Origin of the sequence: Rhodanobacter sp. MP1X3 (assembly GCF_014207165.1) — a bacterium.
GTDB lineage: Bacteria > Pseudomonadota > Gammaproteobacteria > Xanthomonadales > Rhodanobacteraceae > Rhodanobacter.
The window spans coordinates 399,509-412,856 of sequence record NZ_JACHCO010000003.1 but is presented as its reverse complement, the minus strand read 5'-3'; the positions used below and the strand labels follow the sequence as shown (position 1 = coordinate 412,856).

At 61.3% G+C, this 13,348-nt stretch carries 10 protein-coding genes; 4 read left to right on the top strand and 6 right to left on the bottom strand.

Going from position 1 to position 13,348, the window contains the following annotated elements:
• Nucleotide 1: 1 nt before the first annotated feature.
• The 4 genes from HDE79_RS10945 to HDE79_RS10930 all read right to left on the bottom strand — a co-directional run bounded on the left by HDE79_RS10945 (nucleotide 2) and on the right by HDE79_RS10930 (nucleotide 6,689).
• Entirely contained in the window at nucleotides 2-880 is an 879-nt protein-coding gene (locus HDE79_RS10945; RefSeq protein ID WP_184601993.1) for a glycosyltransferase family 2 protein, read from the bottom strand.
• A 161-nt stretch (nucleotides 881-1,041) separates the two neighbouring features.
• Nucleotides 1,042-1,815 (bottom strand): hypothetical protein, encoded by a 774-nt coding sequence (locus tag HDE79_RS10940; RefSeq protein ID WP_184601992.1) that lies wholly within the window; start codon nucleotides 1,813-1,815, stop codon nucleotides 1,042-1,044.
• Between the two features lie 32 nt (nucleotides 1,816-1,847).
• Nucleotides 1,848-5,738 (bottom strand): phosphoribosylformylglycinamidine synthase, encoded by a 3,891-nt coding sequence (gene purL / locus HDE79_RS10935; RefSeq protein ID WP_184601991.1) that lies wholly within the window; start codon nucleotides 5,736-5,738, stop codon nucleotides 1,848-1,850.
• Between the two features lie 114 nt (nucleotides 5,739-5,852).
• Complete coding sequence (locus HDE79_RS10930) at nucleotides 5,853-6,689, bottom strand: DsbC family protein (RefSeq protein ID WP_184601990.1); 837 nt, start codon at nucleotides 6,687-6,689, stop codon at nucleotides 5,853-5,855.
• A 326-nt stretch (nucleotides 6,690-7,015) separates the two neighbouring features.
• Between HDE79_RS10930 and HDE79_RS10925 the strand changes: the two genes are divergently transcribed.
• The gene (locus HDE79_RS10925) at nucleotides 7,016-7,744 is read left to right on the top strand and encodes a Fe2+-dependent dioxygenase (RefSeq protein WP_255488373.1); all 729 of its coding nucleotides are present in this window, start codon (nucleotides 7,016-7,018) and stop codon (nucleotides 7,742-7,744) included.
• Between the two features lie 18 nt (nucleotides 7,745-7,762).
• Here the strand turns inward: HDE79_RS10925 and xerD are convergent, their stop codons facing one another.
• The gene (xerD, locus tag HDE79_RS10920; RefSeq protein WP_184601989.1) at nucleotides 7,763-8,695 is read right to left on the bottom strand and encodes a site-specific tyrosine recombinase XerD; all 933 of its coding nucleotides are present in this window, start codon (nucleotides 8,693-8,695) and stop codon (nucleotides 7,763-7,765) included.
• Nucleotides 8,696-8,712: 17 nt separating this feature from the next.
• Between xerD and HDE79_RS10915 the strand changes: the two genes are divergently transcribed.
• The 3 genes from HDE79_RS10915 to phaZ all read left to right on the top strand — a co-directional run bounded on the left by HDE79_RS10915 (nucleotide 8,713) and on the right by phaZ (nucleotide 11,477).
• Nucleotides 8,713-9,270, top strand: coding sequence for an RDD family protein (locus HDE79_RS10915; RefSeq protein WP_255488372.1), 558 nt, complete (start codon nucleotides 8,713-8,715; stop codon nucleotides 9,268-9,270).
• A 33-nt stretch (nucleotides 9,271-9,303) separates the two neighbouring features.
• Nucleotides 9,304-10,047, top strand: coding sequence for a methyltransferase domain-containing protein (locus tag HDE79_RS10910; RefSeq protein ID WP_184601987.1), 744 nt, complete (start codon nucleotides 9,304-9,306; stop codon nucleotides 10,045-10,047).
• Nucleotides 10,048-10,196: 149 nt separating this feature from the next.
• On the top strand, nucleotides 10,197-11,477 hold the full coding sequence (gene phaZ / locus HDE79_RS10905) for a polyhydroxyalkanoate depolymerase (RefSeq protein WP_184601986.1): 1,281 nt from the start codon (nucleotides 10,197-10,199) through the stop codon (nucleotides 11,475-11,477).
• Nucleotides 11,478-11,959: 482 nt separating this feature from the next.
• Here the strand turns inward: phaZ and HDE79_RS10900 are convergent, their stop codons facing one another.
• Nucleotides 11,960-12,781, bottom strand: a complete 822-nt coding sequence (locus tag HDE79_RS10900) for a hypothetical protein (RefSeq protein WP_184601985.1) — start codon at nucleotides 12,779-12,781, stop codon at nucleotides 11,960-11,962.
• Between the last annotated feature and the right edge of the window lie 567 nt (nucleotides 12,782-13,348).

Sequence of the window (13,348 nt, the reverse complement as noted above, 5' to 3'; positions counted from 1 at the left end):
GTCACTTGCGCCGCAACAGCTGCCCGGGAATCTGCAGCAAGTAATGCGACCAGATACCCACCCAGACGACGCCCGCAATCATCGGATTGCGCCCCGCCGGATCGTGCTTGCGGAACCATCGCCACATGCCGCGATGCTTGTTGCGGCTGACGAATACCGGTCGGTGCACGCTCGATGTGCCCTTGGCATGCGTCACGCGTACATCGCCAGCCAGCAGCACCTGATAGCCCATGTCGCGCACGCGACGACAGAGGTCGAGGTCTTCGCAATGCAGGAAATAGTCCTCATCGAATCCGCCGAGGCGATTGAAGACGCTGCGCGGCATCAGCATCAGCGCACCGGAAACCGCCTCGGCGTCGATCACTTCTTCGGGAATGTCTTCGTTGATATTGACGCCTTCGCCGGATCGCCCAAGCATCGTGTTGAGCGCACGCCGCAGCAGCGGGTCGCGACGCCATGAGGCAGGATCGGGATGGCCTTCAGCGTCACAGACCACCGCGCCGATCACGCCAGCCTTCGGATTGCGCGTCAAGACTTCCAGCAAGCGAGACAGGTCAGCTTCCTGCACCAGGCAATCAGGATTGAGCAGCAGCAGCGCCTGGCCGATGGCCTTGGTGGCGCCGATATTCATCGCTGGCCCGAAGCCGAGGTTGGCGCGGTTATAGATCACGGTGAGACGCGGGTCGCCCTCATAGGCGCGACCGATGGCCTGCGGCACGCCGTCGGTGGAGCCGTTGTCGACCAGGATCACTTCTAGCGCCAATGTGGTGTTGAGCAGACGGCGCACGCAATCGCGCATCATTGGACCGCTGTCGGCAGACACCACGATGACGCTGAGTGCGATCGCAAATGGCGAGCGAGGGGAATCTGGACTATTCACCTGATCAGTATGCTTTAGGTTGAGTGATGGGAGAACCTTGCAACATCGAACAATCGAGCCGAATGTGCGCCAGGTTCATGAATTGCATCATTCCGTCACAAAATCGAGGGAAAGGAACGCGCAACGGCGTGCACGCCGAATCGACGGATACGGGAACGGCATCAGTCAACGGCAACATCCTCGCCCAGCACCGCGCGCAAGGCCAGCGGCATGTCGCCATCACGCTTGACGAGCCACGGTTGCTCGCGATACCAGCCGCCCAGTCGCCAACCACGCAAACGGTGCACCCTGCCCTGCTCACGATCGCGCAACACGATACCGCGATCGTTCTCCATCCGCGCCGCAAACCAGCGACCCGAAGGACTGAATCCAGCGTGCGGGCTGACACGCTCGACTTGCGTGCCGTCGTCGAAACGAAAAGCGCCATCGCGATAGATAACGCGGCCACCGTTCGGATCTTCCATGCCGTCGACGTCGGCATGCCAGACCGGCAGCTGCAGCTCGATGATTTCTGCCGGCGGTCCGATCGGCGCCAGTGCCAGTCGCGGCCATTCCATCGACTTGTCCACAGCCGGCTCGCTTGCGCCGATAGCTTCTACCGCTCTCGCGCGACGCAGATCGCGATCGAGCCAAGCCTCCAAACCTGCGAGCAGAGTGTAGCCAGTCAGCACACCCAGCAGCGCGATTACCCAAGCGAAGACATTGCCGCCAATCGCGCGCTGCAGCGCGAACAATGCGCCGGGCAGGCCCCAACTCAGGCCGTGCCTCAGCAGCCGGCAGTGCTCGGGGGCAAGCCAATGTTCAAGCAAAAGCAAAGCCGCGACCATCGCCAGCAACAGTGGAAAACCGATCCACCACGGCGACAACGCCAGCACGACGGCCCATGCAATCCTCGACAGCCAGACTGCCGGTGAAAACGTAAAGCGCCGGGCCATGGCTCAGCGCAGCCTTGCATCAGCAAACAGGATCAGCCGCACCACACACGGGCGTTGCGGAACATGCGCATCCATGGCGAATCCTCGCCCCAGCTCTCCGGATGCCAGCTCATCTGCACGCTGCGGAATACGCGCTCGGGGTGTGGCATCAGAATCGTCACACGGCCATCGGCTGCCGTGAACCCCGCCAGCCCGCCGGGCGAGCCATTCGGATTGAGCGGATAGTTTTCGGTCGGCTTGCCACGGTTGTCGACGAATCGAACCGCCGCATGCGCCTTCGCCGGGCTGCACGAACTCGGGAAACTCACCCGACCCTCGCCGTGCGCCACTGCCACGGGAATGCGCGAACCGGCCATGCCCTTGAAGAACAGGCTGGGCGAATCGAGGATCTCCAGCGTGGCCACGCGCGCCTCGTACTGCTCCGACGCGTTGCGCAGAAACTTCGGCCAATGCTGTGCGCCGGGGATGATCTCCTTCAGCTGCGCCATCATCTGGCAGCCGTTGCACACGCCCAACGCGAACTTGGTTTCATCGGCGAAGAATGCGGTGAACTGCGCACGCAACATCTCGTTGAACAGGATCGACGTAGCCCAACCGCGGCCAGCGCCAAGCACGTCGCCGTAGGAAAAGCCGCCGCAGGCCGCAAGACCACGGAAGTCGGCCAGCTTGATCCGGCCGCTGGCCAGATCGGACATGTGCACGTCCACTGCATCGAAACCGGCGCGAGTGAATGCGGCCGACATTTCCACCTGGCCGTTGACACCCTGCTCGCGCAGCACCGCGATGCGTGGCCGCTCGCCGCTACCTTTGGACGCGGCGATAAACGGCGCGGCGACATTCTCAGTCGTACTGAAGCCGAGCTTCGGCGTGATGCCGGGATCGGCATCGTCGCGCCGCCAGTGCTGCTCGGCATCGGCGCTGGCCGGATTGTCGCGCAGGCGCTGCATCGCGTAACTGGTTTCATTCCACGCCTCGAACAGCGTGCTCCAGTTCCACTTGAACAAGGTGTCGCCACCGAGGAACAGCTTGATGCCGAGCTTTTCCTTTGGCCGTCCAATCCGGTGACTGATGGCAGCCAGGCCGTGCTTGACCAGCAGCGCCTCGAACGGTTCGCGGTTGGCTTCGGCCACCTGCAGGATCGCGCCCAGTTCCTCGTTGAACAGGCCGCGCAGGGTCGCTTCGGCCCAGCCGTCCAGATGAATTTCCAAACCACAGTGGCCGGCAAAGGCCATCTCCAGCAGGGTGACGATGGCGCCGCCGTCCGAGCGATCGTGATAGGCCAGCAGCAGACCGCCGGCGTTTGCTTCCTGCACCAGATCGAACAGCGCTTTCAGCCGCTTCGCATCTTCCAGATCCGGTGGCACGCCGCCGCCACGGTTGAATACCTGGGTCAGCGCCGAGGCGCCGAGACGATCGCGCCCCGCGCCGAGATCGATCAGCCACAGGTCGGAGTGGCCGTGATCCAGTCGCAATTGTGGCGTCAGCGTGCGGCGTGCGTCACTGACGCGGGCAAAACCGGTGATCACCAGCGACACCGGCGATACCGTGCGCTGCGATGTGCCATTGTGCTGCCATTGTGTCTGCATCGAGAGCGAGTCTTTGCCGACCGGGATCGAAATCTCCAGCGCCGGACACAGCTCCATGCCGACTGCTTTCACCGCATCGAACAGGGCGGCATCTTCGCCGGGATGATTCACCGCAGCCATCCAGTTGGCCGACAGGCGGATCTCGCCGAGGCTGGCAATTGGCGCAGCGGCCATATTGGTGATCGCCTCACCGACCGCCAGACGCGCGGCCTGAGCGCTGTTGAGTACGGCCACCGGCGCGCGTTCGGCCATCGCCATCGCTTCGCCGACGTAGCCATCGAAGTCGGCCAGCGTCACCGCGCAATCGGCCACCGGTATCTGCCACGGCCCGACCATCGGGTCCCGATGATTGAGCCCGCCGACCGTGCGGTCGCCAATGGTGATCAGAAAGCTCTTGCTGCCCACGACCGGCAGCCGCAGCACGCGCAGCAGCGCCTCGTTCATGCCGATACCGGTGAGATCGGGCAGCACGTCGATGCGCGGCTTGATGTGCTTGGCGTTGCGATGCATGCGCGGCGGCTTGCCGAACAACACGTCCATCGGCAGGTCGATCACTATCAGGTCGCGGCGCGGATCGGTTACCCGCAAACGACGCTCCTGCGTCGCATCGCCGACCACCGCGTAGGGACAGCGCTCGCGTAGACACATCGCCTCGAACTCGGCCAGATTCTCCGGACCAATCGCCAGCACGTAGCGCTCCTGCGACTCGTTGCTCCACACCTGCATCGGCGAAAGCTGCGGATCGTCGCAGGGGATTTTCGACAGGTCGATCTCACCGCCGACGCCGGCATCGTTGAGCAGTTCGGGGATTGCGTTGGACAGGCCACCGGCACCCACGTCGTGCACGCTGACGATCGGGTTGTCATCGCCGCGACGGCAGCAGGCGTCGATGACTTCCTGGCAGCGCCGCTCCATCTCGGCGTTGTCGCGCTGCACCGAGGCGAAATCCAGCTCCGCGCTAGAACTACCCGACGCGACCGACGATGCCGCACCACCGCCGAGGCCGATCAGCATTGCCGGGCCACCCAGCACGATCACCTTGTTGCCCGGCTGCACGGCATGCTTCAGCACATGGCCAGGACGCAGGTTGGCCAGGCCGCCGGCCAGCATGATGGGCTTGTCGTAGCCACGACGCAGGCCGGCTTCGCCGGTTTCGTGTTCGTACGTGCGGAAATAGCCACCCAGACACGGACGGCCAAACTCGTTGTTGAACGCCGCCGCACCTAGCGGGCCGTCGCGCATAATTTCGAATGCGCTGGCCATCCGTGGTGGCAGCGGACGCTCCACTTCCCACGGTTGTGGATGGCCAGGAATACGCAGATCGGACACCGAAAAGCCGGTGAGGCCGGCCTTCGGCTTGCCGCCGCGACCGGTAGCGCCTTCATCGCGAATTTCGCCACCGGCACCGGTAGCCGCACCGGGCCACGGCGCAATCGCGGTGGGATGGTTATGCGTCTCCACCTTGATCGCGAAGTCGATGCGCTCTTCGTGTGCGCGCCAGATGCCATCTTTGGCATCGGGGAAGAAACGCCTGCCGACACTGCCCTCGATCACCGCGGCGTTGTCCGAATACGCGGACAAGGTATGCGCCGGCGACTGCTCGTGCGTATGCTTGATCATGCCGAACAGGCTTTTCTCCTGATCCACACCATCCAGCGTCCAGCTGGCGTTGAATACCTTGTGCCGGCAGTGCTCGGAATTGGCCTGCGCGAACATGAAAAGTTCGGCGTCAGTCGGGTCGCGACCGAGCTCGGCGTAGCGATCCACCAGATATTCGATCTCGTCATCGGCCAACGCCAGGCCCAGCCGGCTGTTCGCCTCGTCCAGCGCGCCCTTCGGGTCGCCACTGAGCGCGATGTGCACCAGATCTCCGGGCTGGCCTGCCAGGAACAAACCTTGCGCCTCGTCGATATGGGTCAGCATCGACTGCGTCATCGCGTCGTACAGTTCCGCCATGATCGCCGCATGGTTCGGCGCGCTAGCCGGCGGCAGCCCGGCAATCTGCCAGGCCATGCCACGTTCGACGCGGCGAATGTCCGAGCCCGCCGCACCAAAACCCGCGCCGTGCAGAATGTCAGTCGCCTTGCTCGACCAGGGCGAGATGGTGCCCAGTCGTGGCACTACCCATAGCGTGGCCGGCTCGGGCTTGGCATCTTTCGCTTCGAGCACGGCCAGCAGGTGTTGCCGCAGCGTTCCCTGCGGCGCCGTATCGGTGTCGATGAAATAGACAAACCACGAGGCCTGCACGCGCACGCCGTGATGCAGGGCATCCAGGCGGGCGTTGAGGCGTTCAAGGCGGAACGGCGAGAGGGCGCTCTGCCCGTCGAGTGCGATCATGCGGGGAACGGCGCTTTGCAATGGAAACGCCAATTCTAACCGATGCAGCCTGACCGATGCTGCAGTACGGCATGGCTGTCCGACGAAACCTGCGACAAAAGAGCAGCTTGCGCGCTATTCGCCGGTGCCCGGATCTTCGCCCTGGTCGCTGCCTTCCCCGTCGCTGCCATCGGCAATCGCCTTGAGCAACTGATCGGGGGTGACATAACCGCCCAGCGTGCGGCCGTCAGGGCCGAAAATGGTCGGCGTGCCGTCGATACCCAGTTTCAGGCCCAGCTCGAACTGGTCCTTGACCGGGTTGGTGCAGGTGGCCGCCTTTGGCGCATGGCCCGCAGTGGCGTCACTGAACGCCGCGTTGCGATTACTGGCGCACCATACCGACACCATCTCCGTGTACGTCGGCGTAGGACGACCAGCCGTGGTAACCACGCCCTCGCGCGGCCACGCCAGGTACTCCACCGCGATGCCTGCCTTGTTGAAATCGGCGATGTGCTCGTGCAGCGCCCGGCAAAAAGCGCAGTTGACGTCGGTAAATACGGTGATGGTGACCTTGGGATGCGCTGGTGCGAACACGATGCGCTGCGCGGCAGGCACCTTGGCCAGTTCGGCCTTGCGGAATGTCGCCCAGGCAACCTTGCTGACATTCTGCTTGTTGCCCAGATCCAGCATGTCACCGTTGAGCAGGTACTTGCCGTCGGCGCTGACGTAGAGCATCTGGCCCGAGGCAATCACCTGATAGAAACCCGGCATCGGCGCCAGCTCGATCGAATCGATTTCGGCCTTGGTAGACAACACGGCGATCGACTGGCGCACGATCTTCTCGGCTGCGGGCGTGACGCCCTTGCCAATCATCGCGATGGTCGAGGTCGCCGTAGCTGCAGTTGTATCTGCCGCGACAGCGCCAAAGGAGAACCCGGCCACGCAAACAGCCAAAAACAGTTTCTTCAACATCCAAAACCTCATGCGTTCAGTACAGACGCCCGATGACAATGTCGGTACGGCATTCTCGCACAGGCGGATGAACGCTCCTCGGCCGCGGAAACGTTGCAGCTTTGAGTCTGCATTGCCTCGGCAAGGTCGCTCAACGAAATTGCAGTATCTGTAAAACCCTCATCAGTCCACTCCGATCCGGCTGTCCGTATGGCAGCTGGGTGCTTTGTTTGCCAATGGAGTGAACAGTCAAATGAATATGCGCCCGATATTCGAAAAAGATCCGGCTCTTCGTTCAATGGTAAATTGAACCGAATGCCAGGGTCTGAAACGGCTCAGTAGATAACTTGTCGCGTATTCGGCTCCTCCTCCAAAGGCTTGAATTGCCAGGCGGATTCATTTTGATTATTTGTGCCCCAAACGTATTGGCCGCCGAGGAACTCGCTGCGGTGCGCAACGAACTTCAGAGCGCTTCGTTCGTTGACGGTGCGAGCACCGCCGGCTGGTCGGCACGCGAAGTGAAGAAAAACCTGCAGGTCACCCACGACACCGAAAGCCAGGCGAAGCTGCAGGAAATCGTGCGTGCCGCCTTTCTGCGCAATGCCATGCTGCAAGCAGCGACTCTACCGTCCCTGCTGACACAGGTACTGTTCAATCGTTACGACCTTGGCATGGAGTATGGGCCGCATGTGGATGCCCCTGTGATGGGCAGCCTCGGCAATGCAGTGCGTAGCGATGTGGCGATCACGATTTTCCTGTCTGATTCCAAAACTTATGCTGGCGGTGAACTGGTAGTGGATGCCAATGGCATGGAATGCGCGTTCAAGCTGGATGCTGGATCCGCCATCGCTTACCCTGCCAATTCCCTGCACCGCGTTACCCCCGTTACCCAGGGAGCACGTTATGCCGCCGTTATCTGGGTGCAGAGCCAAGTACGCGATGCCAGTAAACGCGAACTACTGTGGGATCTGCATAATGCCAAAAGGCAGATCTTCGGGCGCGAAGGAAAAAGTGCGACTTTCGACGCCATCAGCAAGTCACACGCAAACCTCATGCGCATGTGGGCAGACGTGTAAGGCACCATCGGTGCTTTTTCACCCCCTCGGATGGTGCTGCGCGTGCAGCCGCTTCAGGCCTTCCTTCGCCACCAGGGTGTAGATCTGCGTGGTACTGAGCGAACTGTGGCCTAACAGCATCTGCAGCGCGCGCAGGTCGGCACCGTGATTGAGCAGGTGCGTGGCGAACGAATGCCGCAACACGTGCGGCGAAATGCGCTTGGCATTGATGCCGACCTTCAACGCATAGCGTTTCACCAGGGTCCAGAACATCTGCCGAGTCATACCCTCACCCCGACGACTGAGAAACAACGCTGCAGGTTGGCGGCCTTTCGCCAGCTCGGGTCGGGCGCTGGCGAGGTAGGTATTGATGTATTCCAGCGCCACTTCGCCGACTGGCACCAGCCGGTCCTTGCCGCCCTTGCCCGTCACCCGTAGCACGCCCTGCCGCGTATTGAGCGAAGCCAGCGGCAGCTCGACCAGCTCGGACACGCGCAGGCCGGAGGCGTACATCAGCTCCAGCATTGCGCGATCGCGCAGGCCCAACGTGGTGGGAGTATCGGGCGCGTTGAGCAGACCCACGATCTCGCGCTCAGCCAGCGCCTTCGGCAGGCTGCGCGGCATGCGCGGCCGCTCGATCAACAGGGTCGGATCGGCAAAGCCTGGCTCGTTCCGCGCCAGAAACGCGTAGTAACGGCGAAACGCCGACTGCCGCCGCGCGATCGAACGTATCGCGACCGGCTGCATGCCGCTCGACGCACGGCCGTGATACGCGGAAATATCCTCGCGTTGTGCCGTGGGCAGTGTGCGGCCACGGCCAGCCAACCAGCCAGCCAACGCCTCCAGATCGCGCCGGTAAGCCTCCAGCGTGCGATCGGCGAGTCCGTCCTCCGACCACACCCGCTCCAGAAACGCAGCGATGCTGTGCCGATCGGCTTCGGCGATACTGGTACGACTTTCTTCCTTTTTCATGCGCACGATGCTGGCCATTGCGCGCGCACTACGCAAGCGATAAGCCGCCGATGCCGACCACGCTGCAAACAACTCCGCTCCATGCCAGCTCGATCCCCTGCCCGCTGTGGCGGCGACTACTCGCCTTGGTCTACGACCTGCTGATCGTGGTGGCGATCGTGATGGTGGTAGGTCTGCTGTGCCAGCTGGCTACCGGCGGCAAGCTGATCAGCACCGGCGCAACGACTTCGGTGCCCGTCTGGTATCAAGTGTTGCAGGGCTTGGTCGTCGCGGCGTATTTCATCAGCGCATGGCGCCGTGGCGGACAGACGGTGGGCATGCGGCCCTGGCGCATTCGCGTCATCTCCACGGCCGGCGCGACACCATCGCTACCGCAGTGCCTGGTCCGATTACTCGTCGCTGCCGCACCCTTGTTGTTGCTTCTGCTGGAACCCGTGCTGGGGCTTCGCGCCACGCTCTGGACGGTGCTAGTCATATGGTTCACATGGTTTGCGGTAGCGTTGCTCAATGCCCGTCGGCGGACACTGCATGACCTGGCCGCCAATACCGAGATTCGCCTGCTCGGTAAATCCTGATAATCCGTTCAGTCTCTGGATTCCACTCGACAGATGTCCAGCCAGCCAGCCCAAACTCGCAATGATTCCGAGCTGATCCGCGCCAATCGCGGCTTTTACGAATCGTTGTGGGCCGAGTCGCAGCTGATCGATCCCGATCGCTTCAACACCTGGCCACTGCTCAGCGAACTGGCCGCCAACGCGCCGCATCGGCTGGAAGTGGCACCCGGCCTGCGCCCGCGCATGCCGCTCGATGGCACCTGTTTTATTGACCTCAGCCACGCCGCGCTGCACCGCCTGCACCAGCGTGGTGCGGACGCCGTACATGGCATGATCGGCGCGCTACCCTGCGCCAATGCGCGTTTCGACCTGATCTGCGCGCTGGATATTCTCGAACACGTTGACGACGACAACGCCGCACTGGCCGAGCTTGCAAGGGTTGCCACACCAGGTGCGACCCTGCTGCTGTCCGTGCCGCTGCATCCCGAGGCCTGGACCGCCTTCGACGATTTCGTCGGCCACTGCCGCCGCTACGAGCCGGCGCAGATCGCCACTCGACTGGCCCAGCACGGTTTCACCATCGAACACAGCGCCGTCTACGGCATGCAGCCAAAATCCTCGCGCCTGCTCGATGTCGGCCTGTGGTTCCTCACCCACCAGCGCAAGCGCGCCATGTGGTGGTACAACCGGGTTTTCATGCCGCTGGGCGTGCGTTTCCAGAAACCTCTGGCGTGGCGCACCGGCATGGGTGACACGCGCGGCGTGGACGAGCTGCTGCTGCGCTGCCGCTACCAGTAACTTTCCAAGTTCGTCCGCAACTACGGTCACCGCCAAGTGACTGATTGGAAAAGTTTCTGAACCATTCCCGCAGGGAATTGCGGCATTGCAACAAGCCAGTGCAAACCGCGCTAAGATGGGAGAATTCCTTTTCCCGGCCAGCCCTTCCGATGCTTTATCAACTCCACGAATGGCAGCGCGCATTTCTCGGCCCGTTGAGCTACTTCGCGCAAGCCAACGCGCGCATGCTCAACGACAACAGCAGCCCGCTCGGCAAGCTCTCCGGAGCGCAGCGTCTGGCTGCCGGCTACGAGCTGATGCATCGGCTGGGCAAGGAATACGAAAAGCCCGAGTTCGGCATCACCAGCGCCACGGCGCACGATCACGAGATCGCGGTGATCGAACGCGTTGCGCTGGACAAACCGTTCTGCCAGCTGAAGCGCTTCAAGCGCTTCAGCGACGATCCGGCCACCATCGAAAAGATGAAACACGATCCGATCGTGCTGGTGGTCGCGCCACTGTCCGGCCATCACGCCACCTTGCTGCGCGACACCGTGCGCACCCTGCTGCACGACCACAAGGTCTACATTACCGACTGGGTCGATGCGCGGATGGTGCCGAGCGAATTCGGCCCGTTCAACCTCGATGACTACGTCGCCTATATCGAGGAATTCATCCGCCATATCGGTGCTGCAAACGTCCACGTGATTTCAGTGTGTCAGCCCACCGTGCCGGTGCTGGCCGCCGTCTCCCTGATGGCCGCACGCGGCGAAGCCACGCCACGCAGCATGACTATGATGGGCGGCCCGATCGATCCACGCTGCAGCCCCACCAGCGTCAACAACCTGGCCACCACCCAGCCGCTGTCGTGGTTCCAGGGCAACGTGATCCACACCGTGCCGGCCAACTATCCCGGCCACGGTCGCGAGGTGTATCCAGGCTTCCTGCAACACGCGGGGTTCATTGCGATGAACCCGAATCGCCATCTGAATTCACACTGGGATTTCTATCAGGACCTGCTGCGCGGAGACTTGGAAGACGCCGAGTCACATCGCAAGTTCTACGACGAATACAACGCCGTACTCGACATGCCGGCCGAGTTCTATCTCGACACCATCGAAAAGGTATTCCAGGAATTTCTGCTGCCGCGTGGGCTGTGGGATGTCGCTGGCGAACGTGTCACGCCAAGCGCGATCAAGACCAGCGCGCTGCTGACGATCGAAGGTGAGCTGGATGATATTTCCGGTCTGGGCCAGACGCAGGCAGCGCATGACCTGTGCAGCGGCATCCCGGCGAAGCGCCGGGCGCACAAGGTGATCGATGGTGCCGGGCACTATGGGATTTTCAGTGGGCGGCGGTGGCGCGAGACTGTTTATCCACAGGTGCGGGATTTTATTCGGAAGTTTGACAAAGTGGCGGTGGCGGGGAAGAAGGCGCCTGCGGCGGGCTGAGCTGACATACCTGCGGTATCGCTCTTTAGTGCAATAGACGCCCGAGGCCACGGGCAAACCCTGCTTCACATCTTCCGACTTCGTTCGCCCTGAGCTAAGCGGAGCCGAAGGACCCCCAACATCGTTGTTACTTGATGCTTTTTGATCGGAGCGGCGAGCTTTCGTCCTCCTTCGGAGGGCGAGTCACTTTCTCTTGCGTGGCCAAGAGAAAGTAACCAAAGAGAAGGCCACCCCACTTGGCGCTTGCCGGGCTCTGCCCGCCAAGTCCGTGAGCCGTAGCCGGGCTTTTCGACAGGACTCCTGTCCTGACGAAAAGGAATCGACATCCCTGTCGATTCCCCTGCGGGCCTATCGACCACGCCTCACCGCCGCACAGGGGAGTTGGAAAAGCGCAGCAGTTTCCCGCAAATTAAATTAAGCCGCATTAACGCTGGAATTAAGCTGCGGCGCGCCCATCCGCTTGGATGGGTGGCTCGGCTTCCTCAATGAAGCCGAGCCTTCAAGTAATTCACAAACGACGAGCAAGACACAAGAAAGTATCGCGCATCGGCAGCACTTAGATTCGGTTCGTCAAGCATGGCATGCCGAATGCCTTGTTCGTCACTTGTGTAGCCATACAACTTTAGAAACCCTTCTTTGAGGGCAGGATGAAGCTGACCGCTCTTCTCGATGGCCTTCAGCGCATCGCCGAGTGTTGCCTTCTCGTTTCCTGAAACCAAGCGAGTCATGCTCTCAACTGCAGAGATTGATTCCTTGATGGAGTTTCGATAGTCGGGATTCTCACGGTCGGCGTAGAGCTGTAGCGCGCGATCGACATGCGCAGACACTCCGGCAAAGCGGGAGTCTCTCGCTGCTTCTTCGATCATCGTGAGTTCTTCTTGACTTGTGATATCAGCCAGATGTCCCGCTACAAACCTGTACCCAGAGAGCTCCCGATCAAGAAGGTCATTAAGGAACTCGGCGAGCCGAGGGGTAGAGCGCTTGCGCTCGGAGACGATGAACTCCAAGAAGTCATAGACCTCGTGCCACTCGCAAGAAAAGAAATAATCGCGGATGGTGGCCAAGATCTTGTGGGCTCGATCTGGACGCGAGTCGATCGGCTTTTTGAAGTAGTCGAACCACAGAGCCAGACTAAGAGGCATTATGTTTGGCTCGCCATATTGGCGATAGATGAAGTCGTCGGTAGACCACAGCGCGACATCAAGACCATTCCAGAGCGAGTTCCGTAGCGCCTCGTTCATGGATTTGATCTGGATGACCTCGGAGACCTGCTTGAGGCCTTTGCGCTCGCTAAATGTCTTCATGACGTCCTGGGCCCTAACGCTTGAATTAAGCGGCACCGAAGGTGTCCGCTTGGATGAGTTGTTAGGTGCCAACCGACTAGCCGGCACCACCTTTGGGCGTTGGACCACTGTCTCGGACTATGCCCCATGCGATGGCGCAAGCTAAAAGGGCCAGCCCCCAAAGGGGGATGTAGAAGATCCATGCGAAGCCATCATCCGGCGCAACAGCCAATAGAACCCAAAGTTGATATGTGACGAGTAGAACATTGAGAAGGGAAAGCACCCAGAGAAGGGTTGGGCGTCGGGCTTCTGGCCAAATGACTAAAAGGCTGACCAGCAGGTGTGGAGCAGCCATAAAAAGATAGTTAGGAAGCAGGTATTCAATGCCTAAGGTGCGTCCGTCATACAGCCCAACTAACAAGTACACTGCGGCCGGAACGCAGAGATGCAGAAAAACCAAAGCTAGGAATCGCGGTGATCTTGCCATTGGCACCTAACGCCTAGTAGACCTCAAATTGAGGCATATGCAATGGATGTTCAGGCTCGGTAAGCATTCCGTCAAGCGACGAAAACCCAAGCGGAATAAGG